The 19,951-nt window shown below is 57.6% G+C and carries 18 protein-coding genes and 1 riboswitch; of the genes, 7 read left to right on the plus strand and 11 right to left on the minus strand.

All coding sequences use genetic code 11. The features are described from left to right. Nucleotides 1-69: 69 nt before the first annotated feature. The 5 genes from CKW23_RS05310 to CKW23_RS05330 form a co-directional block, all read right to left on the minus strand. On the minus strand, nt 70-2,802 hold the full coding sequence (locus tag CKW23_RS05310) for a LuxR C-terminal-related transcriptional regulator (protein WP_025258646.1): 2,733 nt from the start codon (nt 2,800-2,802) through the stop codon (nt 70-72). Nucleotides 2,803-3,076: 274 nt separating this feature from the next. Then, nucleotides 3,077-4,441, minus strand: a complete 1,365-nt coding sequence (locus CKW23_RS05315) for a DUF1329 domain-containing protein (RefSeq protein WP_025258645.1) — start codon at nt 4,439-4,441, stop codon at nt 3,077-3,079. A gap of 26 nt (nt 4,442-4,467) precedes the next feature. Next, nucleotides 4,468-6,405 carry a DUF1302 domain-containing protein gene (locus CKW23_RS05320; RefSeq protein WP_025258644.1) on the minus strand — a complete coding sequence of 646 codons (1,938 nt, stop codon included), beginning with the start codon at nt 6,403-6,405 and terminating at the stop codon, nt 4,468-4,470. Nucleotides 6,406-6,772: 367 nt separating this feature from the next. Then, on the minus strand, nt 6,773-8,455 hold the full coding sequence (locus CKW23_RS05325; RefSeq protein ID WP_025258643.1) for a fatty acid--CoA ligase: 1,683 nt from the start codon (nt 8,453-8,455) through the stop codon (nt 6,773-6,775). Nucleotides 8,456-8,571: 116 nt separating this feature from the next. Continuing rightward, nucleotides 8,572-9,201, minus strand: a complete 630-nt coding sequence (locus tag CKW23_RS05330; protein ID WP_025258642.1) for a LysE family translocator — start codon at nt 9,199-9,201, stop codon at nt 8,572-8,574. A gap of 83 nt (nt 9,202-9,284) precedes the next feature. On the opposite strand from CKW23_RS05330, the gene CKW23_RS05335 reads away from it, so the two are divergent. The 3 genes from CKW23_RS05335 (at nt 9,285) to CKW23_RS05345 (ending at nt 12,110) form a co-directional block, all read left to right on the plus strand. After that, entirely contained in the window at nt 9,285-10,250 is a 966-nt protein-coding gene (locus CKW23_RS05335) for a 2-hydroxyacid dehydrogenase (RefSeq protein ID WP_025258641.1), read from the plus strand. Between the two features lie 29 nt (nt 10,251-10,279). Beyond that, nucleotides 10,280-11,278 (plus strand): class I SAM-dependent methyltransferase, encoded by a 999-nt coding sequence (locus tag CKW23_RS05340; protein ID WP_025258640.1) that lies wholly within the window; start codon nt 10,280-10,282, stop codon nt 11,276-11,278. Nucleotides 11,279-11,318: 40 nt separating this feature from the next. After that, nucleotides 11,319-11,506, plus strand: a riboswitch (yybP-ykoY riboswitch). 19 nt (nt 11,507-11,525) lie between these two features. Beyond that, complete coding sequence (locus tag CKW23_RS05345) at nt 11,526-12,110, plus strand: TMEM165/GDT1 family protein (protein ID WP_025258639.1); 585 nt, start codon at nt 11,526-11,528, stop codon at nt 12,108-12,110. A gap of 134 nt (nt 12,111-12,244) precedes the next feature. Here CKW23_RS05345 and CKW23_RS05350 read toward each other — a convergent pair whose 3' ends face one another. The 4 genes from CKW23_RS05350 to CKW23_RS05365 all read right to left on the minus strand — a co-directional run bounded on the left by CKW23_RS05350 (nt 12,245) and on the right by CKW23_RS05365 (nt 14,319). Beyond that, nucleotides 12,245-13,063 carry a M48 family metallopeptidase gene (locus tag CKW23_RS05350; protein WP_025258638.1) on the minus strand — a complete coding sequence of 273 codons (819 nt, stop codon included), beginning with the start codon at nt 13,061-13,063 and terminating at the stop codon, nt 12,245-12,247. A gap of 157 nt (nt 13,064-13,220) precedes the next feature. Further along, a complete protein-coding gene (locus tag CKW23_RS05355) occupies nt 13,221-13,847 on the minus strand; it encodes an SOS response-associated peptidase (RefSeq protein WP_025258637.1) in 627 nt (208 codons plus the stop codon). Between the two features lie 29 nt (nt 13,848-13,876). After that, nucleotides 13,877-14,137: a putative signal transducing protein gene (locus CKW23_RS05360; protein WP_025258636.1), complete on the minus strand. Its 261-nt coding sequence runs from the start codon at nt 14,135-14,137 to the stop codon at nt 13,877-13,879. Next, entirely contained in the window at nt 14,137-14,319 is a 183-nt protein-coding gene (locus CKW23_RS05365) for a CPXCG motif-containing cysteine-rich protein (protein ID WP_095067173.1), read from the minus strand. Before CKW23_RS05365 ends, CKW23_RS05360 begins: the two co-directional genes overlap by 1 nt. A gap of 102 nt (nt 14,320-14,421) precedes the next feature. Here CKW23_RS05365 and CKW23_RS05370 point away from each other — a divergent pair, with 102 nt between their 5' ends. Next, nucleotides 14,422-15,588: a 1-acyl-sn-glycerol-3-phosphate acyltransferase gene (locus CKW23_RS05370; RefSeq protein ID WP_025258634.1), complete on the plus strand. Its 1,167-nt coding sequence runs from the start codon at nt 14,422-14,424 to the stop codon at nt 15,586-15,588. A gap of 122 nt (nt 15,589-15,710) precedes the next feature. After that, entirely contained in the window at nt 15,711-15,917 is a 207-nt protein-coding gene (locus CKW23_RS05375; RefSeq protein ID WP_025258633.1) for a hypothetical protein, read from the plus strand. Between the two features lie 69 nt (nt 15,918-15,986). On the opposite strand, the gene CKW23_RS05380 is transcribed toward CKW23_RS05375, so the two are convergent. After that, nucleotides 15,987-16,571, minus strand: a complete 585-nt coding sequence (locus tag CKW23_RS05380; RefSeq protein ID WP_025258632.1) for a YajG family lipoprotein — start codon at nt 16,569-16,571, stop codon at nt 15,987-15,989. Between the two features lie 164 nt (nt 16,572-16,735). On the opposite strand from CKW23_RS05380, the gene CKW23_RS05385 reads away from it, so the two are divergent. Together CKW23_RS05385 and CKW23_RS05390 are read left to right on the plus strand one after the other, a co-directional pair. Continuing rightward, entirely contained in the window at nt 16,736-16,969 is a 234-nt protein-coding gene (locus tag CKW23_RS05385; RefSeq protein ID WP_095067174.1) for a hypothetical protein, read from the plus strand. A 604-nt stretch (nt 16,970-17,573) separates the two neighbouring features. Beyond that, a complete protein-coding gene (locus CKW23_RS05390; RefSeq protein ID WP_095067175.1) occupies nt 17,574-18,776 on the plus strand; it encodes a hypothetical protein in 1,203 nt (400 codons plus the stop codon). 789 nt (nt 18,777-19,565) lie between these two features. On the opposite strand, the gene CKW23_RS05395 is transcribed toward CKW23_RS05390, so the two are convergent. Further along, nucleotides 19,566-19,946, minus strand: a complete 381-nt coding sequence (locus tag CKW23_RS05395) for a hypothetical protein (RefSeq protein WP_095067176.1) — start codon at nt 19,944-19,946, stop codon at nt 19,566-19,568. Nucleotides 19,947-19,951 lie beyond the last annotated feature (5 nt).

Raw genomic sequence — 19,951 nt, forward strand, 5'->3', positions numbered from 1 at the left:
ATTGCGCCCCCCCTCACGCACTCTTCTGCCTGTAGAGCCTGACGACATCACTCAAGCCTTGAGAAACGATCACCCCAACAGCCCAAGAACTTTCGCCCTCGCCACTGCCTGAGTGCGGCGCTCGACGCCGAGCTTGCTGTTGATATGGCTGGCGTGGGTTTTGACGGTGTGCAGGGAAATGAATAACTGCTCGCTGATTTCCTGATTCGAACAGCCTTGGGCAATGAGTTGCAGCACGCCCAGTTCACGTACGCTCAGGCTGTCGCTGCCATGTGACAGCTCGACAGCGGGCGGCGCGAGGCATGATGGGAGTTTTTCCAGCAGAGCATCGCGCACAGAACAGGGAGCTCGTTGCAGCAGTTGCTCGCGCAGCCACAGCGGGTGGCCGTCGATCAGCTCATAGAAAGGCAGCAGCGCACCGCCTTGCGCCGCACGCCGACTGCGGCCCAATAGCTCGCACGCCTCATGCTGCCGGGCATTGTCCAGCAGCAGGCGGATGTGCTGATTGATTGCATTGAGGCTCAGCAATTGCGCGCCCATGGCCTGGGCGTGCTGATCCAGTTCCTGCAAACGTTGCGCAGAGGCACAGGCATCACCGCGAATCCGTTCCAGGGTTGCGCGCAACAATTCGACCTGTTGCGGCAGTTGTGGATAACACTCCGGAGCCGCCGTCGCCAGCCCGCCGCTGTATGTCTGGGTCAGGCGCAGCAACCAGGCTTCGGCCAGGTCGATGCGCCCTTGCACCAGCCACAGCTCGCATTTGACCAGGGTGATCATCGCCAGATAGTAGATCGGCGGCACATCCCAGATGTGCATCAACCGCTCGGCTTCGCCAAGCTCGACGAAGGCTTCGGCAAAGCGCCCTTCACGCCCTTCCAGACCGGCAATCACGCAATGCCCGATCAGCACGCTGATATCCCGGCAGGCTCGCGCTTCGACCAGACCCGCGAGCAATTTCGCACGTCCGGCATCGGCCTGCATACGAAGGGTCAGCAGATAACCTTCGTAAATCGTCAGGCGTGCCCGCACGGCATACAGGCGCGATGCGGGTAAACCCTTGAGACGTTGCTGCCCCTGACGGACTTCGTCCAGCGCACGAAGTATTTCACCACGGGCCTGCAACACTCTGGCGCGGTCGTAATGCGCCAGCGCCTCGAATAAAGGATTGGCCACCCGCTGCGCCAGTTCGAGGGCATCGCGGTTCAAGGCCCGGGCGCGCAGCAGGTCGCTGTTGGCTATCGCCAGATTGGCAAGGGTGGACAGACACACCAGCCGCTGGCCATAGCGTTTTTCCGGCAGGCTGTGCAGTGCTTCGTTGCAATAACGCTCGGTCTTTTCGCTGTCACCGCGACCACGGGCAATGATGCCGCTCAGCGCCAGCCACTGGGCGAGCATGGATTTTTGCGCAGTGGCAGACGGCGCTGGCAGAAAGCGGCTGAGATTTTCGGCCAGCTCTTCGGCTGCATCCAGTTGACAGGCCAGCGCCAGCGCCCAGGCATAGAGCACAATCAGGCGCGGCGTGCTGGTCAGCAAGCTGTCCGGCAAATCCATTCTCCAGCGCAGCAGCATGCCGACATTCTGCTCGGCCAGCAGTTGCTCTTCGGAAAGGTTCTGTACCAGGTTGGCGGCAACATCCAGATGACCGGCGCGTAATGCCTGCTCGATGGCTTCGTCCAGCAGGCCTTGTTCGTTGAACCAGCGGCAGGCATTCAGGTGCAGGCGATTCTGTTGCGGGCCTGCGCCCTGACGGGCTCGCAAAAGATCGGAGAACAGATGGTGATAACGAAACCAGCGCCCCTGCTCATCCAGCGGGACCAGAAACACCTGATGCGCCTGCAGATAGCGGAGCATTTCAGCGCTGTCATGGGTTTCCCGGGAGGCATCGCACAATTCGCTGCAAAAGCGTTCAAGGCAGGCGGTTTCATAAAGAAAGGCCTGAACATCGGCAGGAAGGCAGTCGATGACTTCCTCAAGCAGATACTCACCGATCAAGATCTCGCCATCGCGCAGGGCTTGCGACACAGCAGGGCCATCGCCGGCTTCAGACGCCGCCAGAAGCCAGAAGCGCAGCCCTGCAACCCAGCCTTCGCTGCGTCGGATCAGGCTGCGCTGGGCATCGCTGTCCAGTGAGCAGCTATGCCGGTCGAGCACCGCCAGGGATTCGGCGTCGGTCAGTCGCAAGTCGCTTTCATTGAGTTCAAGCAATTGCCGGGACAGGCGCAGGCGCGCCAGATGCCAGTTCGGACGCTGCCGACTGGTGACCATGACCACCAGCCCGGTGGGCAAGTGGTTGAGGAAAAACTGTACGCAACGATCCAGCACCGAGCCCTGCACCAGATGGTAATCATCCAGGACCAGCAGCAAGGGTTTGCTCAGCATCAGGTGCATGGCCAACTCATCCAGCAAGCCGTCGAGCCACTCCTCAAAGGCAAAGGGCTGATTGCGTTGGCGCATCTTCAGCAAGCCCATGGCCTGCTCGCCCAATTGCGGAAAGAATTGCTGCAACCCGGCCAGCAACCGTTCAAGAAAACGGCCCGGATCACTTTCGCGAGGGTTCAGGCCCAGCCATATGCTCTGCCATTGGGCTGGCAGATTCTGGCAAAACTCCACGGCCAGCGAACTCTTGCCGAAACCGGCAGGCGCGCAGATCAGCAACAGACGCCCAGACAACCCTTCGGTCAGACGTTCGCACAAGCGGGAACGAGGCAGATAACCATAGGGCAAGGGAGGCCGAAAGAATCGTCCTTCCAGTGCGGAGGTTGCGCTACCTGCGATGCCTTGCATACGGGACAGATCAGTCATGGCCAGCTCTTCAGGAGTATTGTTTCGCCATAGCAGCTGTCCGGAGACTAGCGGGTAACACCGACCTTTTGAAGGAAGCGACCGAAAAGTCCGTAACAAAATTCCTACAATTTGTGAGCCGAATATCCCTGCATAAAAAAGCCCCAATCAAGGGGCTTTGGCTATAAGTCATTGAAACTGCTTGGCTGCTTGCACTTTTAGCGGCCTGTTTAGGTGCAGACAGCGTCAAAAGACCCCAGTCTGCACGTCATGACAGTTCATCCGATTTGTGTGATCAACGTACGCCTTCCTGACGCAAGGCGTTAGGCGTGAAGTCGCTGGTGCCGGCGGTGAAACCGAAGACATACGCACTCTTCTCTTCGTTTTTCATGCCCAGTGCCACATAGCGGCCCGACTGCAGGTCGTACAGGGTTTCAATGGCGTACCACGGAACCTGCTTGTCGTAATAGTTCTCGGAATGAGCCTCCGCAACGCGCCACAGCTGGCCGCGACCGTCGTAGTGGTCGATGACCGCAGCTTGCCAGGTGTCTTCGTCAATGAAGAAGTCACGCTTGGCATAGATGTGGCGCTGGCCTTCCTTCAGGGTTGCCGTTACATGCCAGACACGCCGCAGTTCATAACGGGTCAGGTCCTGATTGATATGACCGGCCTTGACGATATCGGCATATTTGAGGGTCGTGTCGTCCAGCTTGTGGCTGTTGGACGCAATGTACATTTCCTGCTTGCCGATCAGTTTCCAGTCATAGCGATCCGGCGCGCCGTTGTACATGTCCAGGTTATCGGAAGTCCGCAGGCCGTCCGAGGCAGTACCCGGACCGTCATAGGACACTTGCGGAGCACGGCGCACGCGACGTTGACCGGCGTTGTAGAGCCAGGCCGAACGAGGCTCCTTCACTTGGTCCAGGGTTTCATGGACCAGCAGTACACCACCGGCCAGACGCGCAGGGGCGGTCACTTCCTGCTTGAAGTAGAACAGGATATTGCCTGGATTCTTCGGATCGAAGTCCTTCATCTTGTCGCGGAACACGAACTGGTCAGAGAAGTACACCAGGCTGTAGGAGCCATTGGGTTGCGGCGTGGCCTGGGTCACAAAGCGCTTCACGCTGCCGCCACGATAACGGGTGATGTGGTTCCAGATCACCTCGACACCGCTGGACGGAATCGGGAAGGGAATTGCGGTTTCAAAGTTTTCCAGGCCATTGCCGCCGCCCACCAGCTTGGTGTTGGTGGCGTTTCTCTTGATGGCGGCAAACACGTCATCAGGCACGGTGGCACCGCGATGGGTCGGATAAACCGGGATCTTGTAGCTTTCCGGGTAACGCTTAAACATCGCGTATTGGCCCGGCGCCAGTTTGTCCTTGTACTGCTCCACGTTCTGCGCCGTGATGGTGAACAGCGGTTTTTCGCTGGCATACGGGTTGGCCAGGAAGCCTTTGCTGTCCACTGCACCGGCATTCTTGGGCATGGGGCTCCAGGCCGGAATGGTGTTAGCGGCGTTACCGGCCTTCTCGGCACCCATCGGGGTCAGGCTGGTCCCCAGTTTCGCCGCCTCGGATTCAGACACCGCAGCCATGACGCCGGACGCCATCAAGGACAATCCCAGCGCACCCGCTTGCAACAGACCCTTTGTTATTTTCATTTTCATAGTTATCCCAAACCGTGTTCTTAGAAGTTCATGCCAAAGCTGAGTGCCACGAAATCCCGGTCATCGACCGTGGTGTACTTCCCGTCGAAGAAGTTGGTGTAGGAAAGGTTGGCGGTGTAGGTGTTCTGGTATTCGGCATCCAGTCCGAGGCTGACGGCCTTGCGACCTTCCTCGAAGTTGGCGCCCGGGCCCGGAGAGTAACCCTTGACGTCGTGGGACCAGGCCACGCTTGGCTTGAGGTTCACACCGGCGAATACGTTGTTGTAGTCCCAGATGGCACGTGCGCGATAACCCCAGGAGTTGGCGGTGGTGAAGCCGTCGTCTTCGCAATAACGGGTCAGGTTGTTCTGATCGGCTCCGGTCAGGGTGCCGGCGTTCAAAGTCGCACACTGGCCACCCGGCAACGGACCTGGTCCGTAGACCGGATCGCGGCCATAACGGATTTTCGAGGTGCTTTCCAGGCCGCCCACGTGGGTCCAGCCCACTTCACCCACCAGGGTCAGACGCTCGGCGCCCATCACCTGATCGAAGAACTGGACGAGGGAGGTTTGCAACTGGGTGATTTCCTTGCGGCGATAACCCGGCTGATCGGTATTTGGACGGCCACTGAGCAGCGACACGTTCGGGTTCAACGGCGAAATACCCGAATAGAGAATGTCGGTGGTGTTGATCTGTACCGGGGCATTCGGACGGTAGCTGATTTCACCACTCCACGCCGTACCCGTAGGCAGCGTGGTAGAGAAGCTCAACCCGTACAGGCGAATGTCTTCAGGGTATTCAACGTAGTAGCTGGAGTTGCCCGCCACCACCAGTGGCAGCAAGGTCGGCGCCAACGCAGTCGCCGTACCCAACGGAATGCCGTTGCCCACAAGCGAACCGACCAGCCCGGCGCCACTGAACGAAGCCGCTGACCCGCCGCGACCACTGAAGATCGGCAGACGGCTGTGGTAGTTCATCATGTAGGCGCCGAACTCGGTGTCCAGCGGCTCGAAGTTGTAATGCACGGCAAAGCCGAACTGGCCGCCGTCACGAGCATCCCGGTCCGGGCCACGACGCACGATCGCGCCCTCATCAGGGGAGCCAAAGTTGACGCCCTGTTGCGCCAGGGAGTTGAAAATCGCCCCCCGTGCTCCGGCCGGCAGACCTGCTGCAGCCAGGGAAGTATTGAGCCCACTGCGACTGCGCAATACCGCCAGGTTGCTGTCGCAACCATCGGCGATCACGTCGGGCTGCGAGAAGAAGGTGCCGCAGTTATCCACAACCGTCTGGTCCCACTCAAGCTGGTAGAAACCTTGCGCAGACAGGTTGTCGGTCAGGCTTTGCGACAGGTAGAACATGTTGACCGGAATCAGGCCTTCCTTGATCTCGGCCCCGGGACGACGAAACGCCGAGACATCGACCGGGTTGACGCTGTTGATCCCGCCCTGGATGAAGGTACTTTCACCCCAGCTGATGACCTGCTTGCCGAGACGCACAGTGCCTGGCTGATCGCCAATGGCGTAATTGTGATAGACGAATGCGTCGAGCAATTGCGCGCCGGAAGACTTGGCGCCTTCCTTGCGGTTGGAGTCGCTGATGTCCTTGAACTCGCGACTTTCGTCCTTGAGCTCGAAGTCATACCAGTACTTGCCACGCACGAATACACCGGTGTCGCCGTACTTCAGTTCAAGGTCATGAATCCCCTTGAAGATCTTGGAGAAGGTTTCGCCCTTCTTGAAGTTCAAGTGACCGTCATCGGAGGTCTGGGAAAGACCGCGTCCGCCGTTGTTGGCGCCGATGAGGTTCTTGTTGGGGCTTGCGGTAGACCAACTGGCACCCACCGAGAGAGATGAGTCGAAGCTGCCTTCGATTTCACCGACATTGAAGGTAACGCCGAACGCGGGACTGGCGAGCGAGGAAGCGAGACTGACTGCCAGAGGAAGTTTCGCCCGGCGCCAGAAAGGGATTGCTGTTGTCATCGATGCGACTCCATGTGCTTTTATTTTTATGGCAGTGGGAACTTCCAGAAACGACTCAGCCATGGATTGGCTGTCAACACTCACCGGCCCCCCTGAGGGCCGCCAAACAAAATGCATCTTTACGCTCTTGCCAAGTCCCCTGTCCCGACTATATCCAGCACGCCCTGCTGCTTGATCCCTCTAAAGTGTGATTTGCACGTATCAAAGCCTCTGGAATGCCTGTTACGACAAGGTTGAGTAACAGACCGGTGCGCAGGATGGAACAATTTGAACATTTGGCAAACATCGTTTTATGGCCGACGCAGACGCATGCCGTGCTCGATGAGCACAGCATGCGGTCAGGCTGGATGAGAGTTATCCGGCGGGTTCAAAGCGTCGACAAAAGGGCACTGTTACTGCTTTGCCATTCGACGATGTCCAGGCGCATGCGTTTTTTGTCGAGTTTGCCGACACTGGTCTTGGGAATTTCAGTAACAACCGCGATCTGACTGGGTATGGCCCACTTGTTGATATGGCCCTGCTCGACAAACGGATTGAGGTGCTCCTTCAAAATCCGGGCATCGATGCTCTGCCCTTCGTGGACCACCAGCAATGCAAAAGGCCGCTCACCCCATTGCGGGTCGGCGACCCCTACCACCGCGACTTCGCGCACGGCAGCATGTCGACTGCACAGGTCCTCAAGTTCCAGCGACGATACCCACTCGCCTCCCGTCTTGATCACGTCCTTGATGCGGTCGCGGATATCGATAAACCCCATGTCGTCCAGGGTCGCCACGTCGCCCGTGTGCAGCCAGCCCCCCGCCCACAGCTCGGCCCCTTTTTGCGGCTCGCGGAAATAACTCTCGGTCAGCCAGGGGGCGCGCAGCACCAGTTCGCCCTGGGTTTCACCATCGGCAGGCAGGAAGTTTCCGTTTTCGTCGACGATGGCCGCGTCCACCAGCATACCCGGCACACCCGCCTTGATGCGGTAGGTGATGCGATCGTCCTCAGGCCCTTCTCTCAACTCTTCGTTCATGTGGGCAACGGAAATCAGCGGCCCGGTTTCGGACATGCCATAGGCGGCGGTGAGCTGAATACCCTTGGCCTTGGCGGCCAGATACAGGCTGCGCGTCAGCGAGCTGCCACCAATGATGATTTTCCAGCCGCCGAAATCCACATCCCTGGCGGCCTTGGAGTGCAGCAACATCTGCATGATGGTCGGTACGCAATGGGAGAACGTCACCTTCTCCTTGCGCCACAGTTCCACCAGAAACTCCGGGTCATAACGGCCGGGATAAACCTGTTTCAAGCCCAGCATGGTTGCCGCATAAGGCATACCCCAGGCATGCACGTGAAACATGGGGGTGATCGGCATGTACACATCGCTGGAGCCCAGCAGGCGCTCATGCTCGACACTGCCCATGATCGTCGCCACGCCCATGGTGTGCAGCACCAGTTGGCGATGGGTGAAATACACGCCCTTGGGGTTGCCCGTTGTCCCGGTGGTGTAGAAAGTCGTGGCGACCGAGTTTTCGTCGAAGTCCTCGAAGTCGTAATCAGGGCTCGCCGCTGCCAGCAGCTCTTCGTATTCCCCGACCAGATTCGGCAGATCGGCGGTCTTTTCCGGCAGATCCGTGAGCAGGAGCGTCTTGTCCACAGTGGTCAGGTGCCCGGCAATGCCCTGATACAGGCCGACGAACTCACTGTTGACCAGCACCAGCCGGTCTTCGGCGTGGTTCATGGTGTAGACGATCTGCTCGGGCGAGAGCCGCACGTTGATGGTGTGCACCACCGCACCGATCATGGGGATCGCAAACATGCATTCCAGATAACGGTGGCTGTCCCAATCCATGACGGCCACTGTATCGCCCGCCTTCACGCCTGCCGCTGTCAGCACATTGGCCAGGCGGCGAACACGTTCGTTGAGGGTGGGATAGGTGAAGCGAACAGTATCGCGGTAAACGATTTCACGCGTTTTTTCGTAGCGGCTGCCAGACAACAGCAGCCCCTTTATCAACAGAGGGTACTGGTAAGCGCCATCGGCTGGCGGAAGAACGCGAGTCTGTAACATATGAGTCCCTTTTCAAAGTTCACAGGCGAAGCTTGAAATATGGACTCTAGCGCTCTAGTCCGCCAGCCAAATCAGCCAAAGGGACGATTTGCCGACAAGGTAACGTGTCACGAAACTCAACGCACCTCGGTCAACGCCAGCTTCAAGCCCAGCGCCACCAGCACGCCACCCATGACCCGATCGAACCAGTGGCCCATGCGGGCAAAGCCGGCGCGCACCCGAGCCTGGCTGAACAGGCAGGCCACCAGACAGAACCAGATGGCAGTCGCCACCGCCAGGTAAACACCGTAACCGCCCTGCACCAGCAGAGGCGTATGAGGGTTGATGACCACCGTGAACAGCGACAGGAAAAACAGCGTCGCCTTGGGGTTCAGGCCATTGGTCACAAAGCCGCTGACATAGGCACCACGAGCCGTTCTTTCACCGACAGGCGACTTGACCGGATCGTCCCCCAAAGCCGCAGGCTTGGCACGCAGGGCCTTGATACCGATGTACAAGAGGTAAGCGGCTGCCGCCCATTTGAGGGCATTGAACAGCACGATGGATTGGGAAACGATGATGCCGATACCCAGCAGCGAATACCCCACATGGAGGAAAATCGCCGACCCCACACCCAGCGCAGACCAGATGCCCGCCTTGCGACCGTGGGTGACACTTTCACGAACCACGACCGCAAAATCGGGGCCGGGGCTGGCGACCGCCAGCAGATGGATCAAGGCTACAGTGAGAAATTCTGCCCAGTACATGGGGCCTCCAAAAATATTGATGAACGTTTGCTGATAGGCTCGCAACACTACTCTTTCAATTTATTACAAAAAAGGTACAGCTAATGAGCAATCCGGGCAGAGCAGTTTTCCTCGATCACACGTCACTTGATCTGGGGGATCTGGATCTCGGCGCGTTGCGTGAAAGCTTCGGCGAACTGGTGCTGCACGACAGCACTTCCCCGGATCAGGTCATCGACCGCCTCAAAGGAGCGCAGGTGGCGATCAGCAACAAGATCGTGCTTGATGCCAACACGTTCGCTGCATGCCCTGACTTGAAACTGGTGCTGGTCACCGCGACCGGCACCAACAATGTGGACCTGGTTTCTGCCCGCGAACACGGCGTCACTGTCTGCAACTGCCAAGGCTATGGAACCCCATCGGTAGCGCAACATACCTTGCTGTTGCTATTGGCTCTGGCCACACGACTGCCCGATTACCAGAAAGCCGTGCAACAGGGTCTCTGGCAAAAATCCTCTCAGTTCTGCCTGCTGGATTTCCCGATTGTCGAGCTTGAAGGCAAGACCCTCGGCCTGCTGGGCCATGGCGAACTGGGTGGCGCGGTGGCCAGGCTGGCAGAAGCTTTCGGCATGCGCGTCTTGCTGGGGCAGATTCCCGGCCGCCCTGCTCGCCCGGATCGTCTGCCGCTTGAAGAGTTGCTGCCGCAAATCGACGCCCTGACGCTGCATTGCCCGCTCAATGAACACACCCGAAACATGATTGGCGCCCGGGAACTGCAGTTGCTCAAACCACAGGCACTGGTGGTCAACACCGCTCGCGGCGGCTTGATCGACGAGCAGGCTTTGGCCGATGCCTTGCGCAATGGCCATCTGGGCGGTGCCGCGTCAGACGTGCTGAGCGTGGAACCCCCCGTCGCAGGCAACCCGCTGCTGGCCGACGATATTCCACGCTTGATCATCACGCCGCACAGCGCCTGGGGCGCCCGGGAAGCTCGCCAGCGCATCGTCAGCCAGGTCATCGAGAACGCCCAGGCATTTTTTGCAGGGGCGCCGAAGCGGGTAGTCAGCTAGAATTCGCCCCTTTTTTCAGGAGCGAAAACATGGACCCGCGCAGTGAAGTGTTACTTCGACAGGCTGAACTCTTTCAAGGCTCGTTGCTGCTGGCCGGTTTGCCCGCCGACGACTTGCTGGGGAAGCTGCCGAACGCTCGCGGATGGTGCTGGCATGCAGGCGACCAGGCTGCACTGGACGCCCGTTTCACCGGGCGCACGCATTTTGGCGTAGACGCACCACAGGAGCCTTTCGAGGCCGCCGTGCTGTTTCTGCCCAAGGCGCGCGACCTGACCGAGTACATGCTCAATGCTCTTTCCTCCCGGCTGGCAGGACGCGAGCTGTTTCTGGTGGGTGAAAAACGTGGGGGCATCGAAGCCGCTGCCAAACAGTTGAGCCCATTGGGCCGGGCCCGCAAGCTCGACAGCGCCCGCCATTGCCAGCTCTGGCAAGTCACGGTAGAAAACGCGCCACAGGCGGTCGAGCTGCAAAGCCTGGCCAAGCCTTACCAGATCGAACTCGAAGACGGCCCGCTCACGGTCATCAGCCTGCCGGGCGTATTCAGCCATGGCCGCCTGGATCGCGGCTCGGCCCTGCTGCTGGAAAACCTCGACAAGCTCCCCAGCGGCCACTTGCTGGACTTCGGATGCGGCGCGGGCGTGCTGGGTGCTGCGGTAAAACGTCGCTACCCGCACAACGACGTCGTGATGCTCGATGTGGATGCATTCGCCACAGCCAGTGCCACTCTGACCCTGGCGGCCAACGGCCTTGAAGCAAAAATTCTGACCGGCGATGGCATCGATGCAGCCCCCATGGGTCTGAACACGATTCTGAGCAATCCACCCTTCCATGTCGGGGTGCATACCGACTATCTGGCCACTGAAACCCTGCTGAGAAAAGCACGCCAACATCTGAAATCAGGTGGCGAACTACGCCTGGTTGCCAATAGCTTCCTGCGCTATCAGCCGCTGATCGAAGAGCATGTCGGGGCCTGTGAAATCCGGGCCCAGGGAAATGGCTTCCGGATCTACAGCGCGAAACGTTCTTGAAAATAAGAGCTTGCCGAATGGATTTTGCGAAGGCAGAATCCGCTCCGTCCTAGGGGAGTAGTCTCCCACGAGCAACATGCTCGTCCGGCACGCATCAACATACTTGGTCCTCAGACCATGGTGCGTGCGACCCAGAATCCGCTCAGACGGATCGGTGGTTTGACAAGACCTATGACACGAACACCTTACCCGGGGCGGGGAGGTTGTACGTGTCATAGCCGTGTCGACCCGCCCCTTAGGAACCCTGATGCTGGAATCCCTGTTAATCCCCACTGCAATCGTTGCGCTTGCCGAGATTGGCGATAAAACGCAATTGCTCGCACTCATTCTCGCCGCCCGCTTTCGCAAGCCCTGGCCCATCATCGCCGGCATTGTTGCTGCCACGCTGGCCAACCACGCTGCGGCGGGCGCAGTCGGCGCATGGTTCAGCAGCTTCTTTTCCGATGCAGTCTTGCACTGGACGCTCGCCGCCAGCTTCACGGCCACGGCCCTGTGGACACTGGTTCCCGACAAAATGGACGACGATGAAGCGAGCACGGCCCGCAAGTTCGGCCCGTTCATGACGACCCTGATCACGTTCTTCATCGCGGAAATCGGTGACAAGACGCAAATTGCGACCGTGATGCTTGCCGCGCAGTATTCCTACCTGTGGCTGGTCATCATCGGCACCACCGTGGGCATGCTGATCGCTAACGTCCCGGTGGTACTGGCCGGTAACTTCGCTGCCGAAAAACTGCCGTTGACCCTGATCCGCCGTCTGGCCGCCAGCGCCTTCTTCGTACTGGCACTGGTCGCGGTCTACAAGGCCATGCAAGTCAGCGGCTGGGTCTGAGCATGATGAAAAGAGCGCTGCAACGAAAACCACAGCGCTCTGCTGCCGTCAGCCGTCTCGCGAATGAATTCGCCCCTACCCGGCCTTCGCAGCACTGCAAAACGGTAGAAGCGACTTCAATCGCGAAGGACCAGTCAGGATTTTCTGGCTTGTTGGTACAGCGGCATCACCTTGGGAATCGCAGCCTGCAAGGAAGCAATACGATTTTCCGAGGCCGGGTGAGTACTCATGAACTCCGGCTGAGAGCCACCAGCGTTCTGGGTCATTTTCTGCCACAGGGTCACCGCAGCGTTCGGGTTGTAACCCGCTCGCGCCGACAGCTCCAGGCCCAACAGGTCGGCCTCGTTTTCATTGCTGCGGCTATTGGGCAGCGTGAGGCTGTAGTTGACCACCGTGTCGGTCAGCGCCATGCCGGTTTCCCCAAGCCCCAACAAGGCTCCCGCGCCTTGTTTGGCAATGGCCACGCCGTAGGCCTTCGACATCGCTTCACGCCCGTGCTCACGCAGGGCATGGGCGATTTCATGGCCCATGACCGCAGCGATTTCATCGTCGGTCAGCTTCAACTTTTCGATCAGTCCGGTATAGAAAATGATCTTGCCGCCAGGCCCGCAGTTGGCGTTGAGCTCATCGCTCTTGATCAGGTTCACTTCCCATTGCCACTGGGCCGCATCCGGACGCAGCTTCGGGGCCTGGGCAATCAAGCGGTCGGCAATCGCATGCACCCGCTTGGCATTGGCGCTGTTGGTATCCAGCACGCCCTTACCGCTCGCCTCGCCTACGGTTTCCTTGTAGGACTGGGCGTACATTTTATTGACTTCATCTGTCGAGAGCATGCTGAACATGTACTGCTTGCGCTCGACCCCCACCGAATCACCGGTGGTCGTGTTTACAGCCTGACAGCCGCCAAGCAATAAACCGCCCCCCAGAACACACAGGGCTAATGACTGACGCATGGTGTTTCTCCTTATAAGCGAGGCGGTCATCCTAGGCGGACAATGGACTCAGCACCAGATAGCAGCAAACAGCCATGTTTGTCCGCTTTGTAACAGGTTGGTTCCAGGGATAGTGGTTGTTCGCAAATGAATTCGCTCACACACGATGCAACCCGCTTCACAAAGGCGTCAGACACTCCGGCGCATTGAGCTTTGGATCGTTCACCAGATTGGCCAGCGGCCTCTCGCGCAGGGGCATCTGTACGGAGGCAAGCAGTGCCTGCAAGGTGTGCAGTGGCGTGTCGGCTGCCAGCCAGTCTTTCTGGCCCTGGGCATCGAGAATCAGCGGACGCCGCTGGCTGGCCGCAGCCTGGGTAACCACTGCCACACTCAGATACGTATGGCCCTGCACCGGATAGGCCTCCCAGACCGCCGCAAAGAACAGGGCCGAACCCTCGCCCGGCGTCAGCCAGAACGGGCGTTTACGGGCGGTGCCGCGCCATTCGTAGAAACCGTTGGCCGGCAGCAGGCAGCGACGCTGGCGAAAAGCTTCACGGAACATCGGCTGCTCGGCCAGGGTTTCGGCACGCGCATGGGCGGGCGTGCGGGAAAGATCGGTCAGCCACGCTGGCGTCAGCCCCCAGCGGGCACGTGCCAGTTCCAGATCACCTTCAGCCTCGGCTGCGCGCATGATCAGCACGGTGTCGGCCGGAGAGATATTCCATTGCGGCTGCTGGTCTGCCGGAAAACCGGGCAAGGCCGCAAAGGCAGGGTTCCAGCGAAACAGGGCATAACGTCCACACATGAGGCTAAGGCAACTCTATTCGGAGGTGTTCAACACACCAGTACATCGGGAAAACTGTCCGGCTCGTCACCGGACAACGGCAGGGCAGCATTGTACGCAGTGATCAAGGCCCGCGCGCGCTCGACCTGATCGTCATCCACCGAGATGCCCAGCAAGCCCAGTCCCGGCAACTCGCCCATACCACCCAGCAAGTCGCGCCCGACCAGATGCGCTTCGACCCCTTCACTGGCAAGCATGCCTTGCAGCAACTCACCTTCCATCAAGTTTTCAGGCTCGTAGATTCTCTGCATCATTCGTTCTCACTGCGAACGTCCAGACTCCAGTCTTCACCATCGGTCCTCAGGTCGAATATGATCGGCCGACAACAGACCGGGCAGTCCTCTATGTACTGCTGATCGCCGCCGGACAAGTCCAGTACAGCCTCCACGGGCTCCCCGCAGTACGGACAGTCGTAACCCTGTAATTCCTGCATCGCGGCCTCCGCTGTCAGTTATGCGTATAATTGCTCCATTCTTTTGAAGGCTGCCAGAGCAACCCGCCTTCTTTTTACCCTATCCGTTTCCAACAAGAGAGCATGATGGGCGAATTCGATGCCATCCGACCTTACAACGATGCAGAAGTCCCCGCCGTACTGGCACGTCTGCTGAGCGATAAAGCCTTTCTCGCGATCCTGACCAAATTCCGCTTTCCGCGTCTGGCAGGTGCGTTCGGGTGGTTCCTGCAACCGACCCTCGCCCGCAAACTGCGTCGTGAATTCGCCGGGATCGATTCGGTCGCTACCCTGCAGGACAAGGTCGAGTATTACGTCGACCACACCATCGAGCGGGCTACAGACGGTGTGACCTACACCGGCGTGGAATTACTCAAGTCCGGCACGGCTTATCTGTTCCTGGCCAACCACCGCGATATCGTGATGGACCCGGCCTTCGTCAACTACGCCGTTTATCACGCAGGCCTGCCTACGCCGCGCATTGCCATTGGCGACAACCTGCTGCAAAAGCCTTTCGTCAGCGACCTGATGCGCCTGAACAAGAGCTTCATCGTGCATCGCTCGATTATCGGGCGACGCGAGAAGATGGCGGCGTATCAACTGCTTTCGGCGTACATCAATCATTCGATTACCCGCGATGGCCAGTCGATCTGGATCGCCCAGGCCGAAGGTCGCGCCAAGGACGGTGATGATCGTACCGAGTCGGCCATCCTCAAGATGTTCCACATGAGCCGCAAGGATGAGCCTTTCAGCGAAGTGATCCGTTCGCTGAACCTCATTCCGGTGTCGATCAGCTACGAATACGATCCTTGTGACCACGCCAAGGCACGGGAGTTGTACATCCGCGCCACCACCGGCAGCTACACCAAGACGCCGGGCGAGGACGACGTCAGCATTGCGCTGGGTATCACGGGCTATAAAGGCCGTGTGCACGTGAACTTCGCACCACCGATCACCGAATCCTTCGAGGACACCAAGCTGCTGGCAGCCGAAATGGACCGGCAGATTCTCGGCGGTTATCGGTTGTTCCCGGTGCATTACCTGGCTTATGCACAATGGGCCGATGCCGATCCGGCACTGGATGTACCGCTGGCGGCAGACGTATTCCCGGCCGACGAACTGGCGCGCGCCAGGGAAGAATGGGAAAGCAGGCTGGCCGAGGCTCCTGCCGAACATCGCCCTTACTTGATCCAGCAATATGCGACGCCGGTGCGCAATCAGTATCGGGTCAAGGCAGGTTTGCCTCTCTGATACGACGCTTCACAGAAACGGCACCGTTGAGGTGCCGTTTTTGATGGTGTCACCTGAACGTCACACAGCTCGTGCACTGTATGGCTCCTCAAGGAATGACCGACCCTTTTTTGGAGCTGTTCATGTTGCACGCAAACAACCAGGATCGCCTGTATCTGATCGCCCAGAGCGATGAACAACAAGAGCTGGTGGACGCACTGGCCTTCAACGTCCAGGACCGCCACTGGCTGGTCTACTGCGCTTTGGGCGGGCATCAGCATCATGATCTTCCGGACATGGATCTGGAAACAGGCCTGAGCTTTCTGAATCTCTATCAGCAAGCCGCCTGACCCCCGCACCCGAATACAAAAAAGCCCGGCCCCTTGCAAAAAGGGCCGGGCTTTTCATTTGGGCAAGGCTTATTGCGCCAAGGTGCCACCGATAGTCGGGTCCTGGAACACGCGGGTCAGCGCATCGCTCAGCACGTCGCTCACCAGCTTGGTGTTGGTTTCCTGATTGGGCGCCATACCGAAACGCTGATCCAGCGAGGCGGAATAACGGCCACCGTAGTTGCGGCCATTGTTGCGCACGTCAGCACGGAACGTGGAGCTGATGGTTGCCTCGGTCACGTACAGGCCTTCCTTGGGCGACTGATATTTCAGATCGGCCAGGGTCAGGGTCAGTTGCGCACCATTACCGCCACCCGAAACCGGGGTAAAGCCCAGCAAGCGAACGGCCGCTTCAGCCTGTGCCTGCAGCTTTGGCAGCAGATCGGCACCATTCACACTGATTGCGCTGGTTTCAGGGTACAGACCGCCACGGGTTCCCAATGTAGGGCTTGAACGACCGTCCACGACACGCACGACAACCTGCTGCCCCTGACCCACCGGCGCGAACTGCGCGTTGAGCTTGGGTTGAGGACTCAGTTGCTGCGGGCTGTGGGCACACCCGACCAGCGTCAAACTGCTTACAGCAAGCAAACCGAACAAAAGGCGACGCAACATGCTCATCTCTCCAGAGGCCAGACACTATAAATGTGCCGCAGTATAGCCATGCCAGCGAAAAATGGGACCGCTGAACCATCGCAATGGTTCAGCCACAGGAATGTAATCGGGGTGTAACGCCGGGAAGTCAGGATAGCCCCCATCAACTCGACAGGAGCTACGTCATGGGTCTTTTCCAATCGTTGTTCAACCTGCGCCGCCCATTGCGCCACTACGCACTAGTGGACAAGACCGGCATCTGCCGCGCACTCAAGCACTGCACCGAGCGTCCATTGAGCAGCGACTGGGTCGAAGTCAACGAACAACGTGCCAACTGGCTGAACCAGCCATTGCCCTCCAGCGCACAGGTTACGCAGCACTGCGCAGGTTCAATGCCACGTCAGTTGATCACGGCATGACGAATACCTGATAAAAGTCACATAAACCCGATCAATTCCTTTCGTTTCACACCCAGTAGTTTCCCCACTTAAATTGATCATGGTGGAATTGAAGGTCCTCATGTAGCGACCAATTGATCACAGCTAACTCTCCAAAAGTCAGTGCAAACTTCATGCGCACGGCTATCTATCCTATTGAACGACAATCAACACCACGACACCGAGGTTCAGTTGTGATGAGAGGACTACCAGAGCAGGCCGATCAATCTTGGGCAGAAGAACGAAAACTCATCAGCCATGGAGCGAGAAAATGCGAACTGCGTAGCCGAAGAAGTTCCAAGCCTAGCTAGCACGTGTTTTGCCCAAGAAACCAAATCCTCTCACCAAGCCCTCGCCTCTGTATGAAAAAGATGTTGCAAACGATGCATAACAGAAGCCAGTAAAACCGTGGCGGCGTAGTTTTTGTTGATGCCCGTGACTATTCGACACTTCTCTTTGAGCCAGAAAATGGGTGGGATACAGGTAGTAATAGTGGCGGAGCGAAGGTTTTTCTCAGATCATCGACGTGGCTGGATCGAACCTCAGCAGCTATACAACTGCATGCCACTCAGACAAGGAAAGAGAAATGCAATCCAGCACGTCAACCGTCATCTACCTGGATAGCTCTGATTACTCGACTCTTAGCCGTCCAGGCCTGGACGAAGCGCAAAACCAACAACTGACAGCGCTTAAAGCGCTCAAGAAGCGCAAGGACGTGATGTTCGTTTTTTCGGGAGCGCATATTGCGGAAATGTCCCCCTTGGATCCGCAGTACGCTAACGCAGGGGTGACGCGCACTACATTAATGGTAGAGCTATGCGGTCGTAACACGATGATTTCCTACGATCGCCTGATGAAAGCCGAACTGATGCGCTTGGTAGATCTCGATCCAACCCCTGTAGACGTCCTGGATACCAATGGCGAATGGTTCCCGGACATGGGCTCACTTATAAGCCCGCTGGATAATCTGGATATACCCGGCATTATTCAGGAGGAAGCGAGCAAGCATCAGATGAACCGTAAAACTCGCAGGATTTTCCAAGCGAGCTTGAGTAAAAATGGCGGTTTCCGAAGCGATTTTGAGAGAACCACGGGCGAGACGCTGGATCTTACCGACCTGCTCACCAAAGTCCCCATGCACCCTCGGAATGCGACGGTGCTCAAAAATTATGTGTTAGGGAAAGCCACACGCGAACAAGCCGATAAGGCTTTCATGGAAAGTCTGCGTGACCCCACCTTCATGTCGCAGTGGTTCATACACAATTATCACCAGCTCGGATCGATAGTTGAGTGGGTCAGGAAACCCGCACAGCAACTCCTTGAAAGCTGTCAGCAAACGCTGCTCGACCTTAACGATAAGTTGGTTCATCTGTCAGAAGCCGAACGGGCCGAGGCGATGAAAGAGGTGAAAGGGGAGCGCTGGACGAAGCTGAAGCAGCAGGGGATGGTCGAAATAGTAAATCGCCTGCTTGAAAGTTTGCTGCACGAGGCACCAAAGTGCGAAGACCCATCGCTGGTTAGACGTTATTGCCCAGGACTGTTCGTCTGCATCAACGCCTTCTATACCTCGATTAACAAGTCGCTGGGGGAAAGTGGTCGACAGCCAAAAGCCAGTGACTTTGTTGACTTCCTCCATGCACTGTACATCCCCTACGTATCGTACTTCCGTGCCGACCGCTACATGTGCGGCGTGCTGCATCCGCTAGCCGAGGTTTTTCAGACGCATGTGGTGCCATCGCCTGCTGGGATTATAGAGATGCTGGAGCCCTGCAAGCACCGGACGGTCTAATCACGCTCGTGCGTGCAGCAGCTACAGAAGTGACGTTGCCAGTGAAGGCCTTGTAGAGCAATCTCCTCAACGGCCCTATCTTATGTACATACTTAAACTAGCGAATCAGTAACATGATGCGAGCGCTATCTCCAAACGGCGTAAACGCGCCACAAACTAATCCATCAAACTTACAATCTAAAGCCTGATGCCAAGTTTTCAAATACCCCCTGGAGCTTTTGGCAATGATACGCCCGAAGCATCGAATAAATCTAGCTGCAACCTAAGTCTATAAACTTGAAGTCTCATGACACTAGGGATTATCCCGATGAGTGATGCACTCCTTCAACCGATCCACATCCATGACACTTCCTCGGCTGTTGTCAATATTGCCATTCATATCGAGACACATTTCTGTTTTGCGCTATTTGGGGGTGATATTGGAGCAATGATTACCACCACTCTTACTCCGCCAACACCCCCTAAAAACTCTTCATCTTGGAAAATATGCCCAAAATCAAATATCGCCTCTCTTGGACACAGTCCTCCCCGCCCACTACGATAGTTCTGCGTTCAGTACCCTATGTAATCGAGAGACTTTTCCTTTCCCTCTTTTGCGTAGTAGATGGTCACCACAGGTATCACCGCCATCCAGAATACAAAGGGAGATAGCAGCAAAAAGAGAACACCGAATTCATATCTATATTTAATTGGCTTTGTGGACTCAGACACGCTCACCCCATTTCTCTGGTGCAACTGCTAGGACTTAGTCCACAAACATCTTCGCCACCACCCTCGGACAAGTACTCGTTAAAGCACGAAAGGATCACGTGCGCCCTCACAACGTTGCAACCGGGCAATAACATCCTGATCGGTTCTAGCAGTGTCTATCTTACCAGCTTCATCAAGTTTGATCTCTGTCGTACCACCCCACTTCGGAGTGATGCTGATACACCGCCGCCCCCCCTTGTCGCTCCACCAATCGAACATCATGAAGAAATCCTCTTCAGGGAATATATGCCCAATATCAGAGGTGGCTTGGCCTGGGAGCAAGGCACCTTTGTCGATACGGTGCTGGGTATTCCAGATATAGCGCAGCTCCGCCGCTCCATCCTTGGAGTAATGTACGGCAACTCGCGGTAACGTCACGTACCAAAATATAACTGCCGCGATCACTGCAATGGTGAGCACCCATC

Origin of the sequence: Pseudomonas sp. Irchel 3A18, from assembly GCF_900187465.1 — a bacterium.
Classification (GTDB): Bacteria; Pseudomonadota; Gammaproteobacteria; order Pseudomonadales; family Pseudomonadaceae; genus Aquipseudomonas; species Aquipseudomonas cichorii.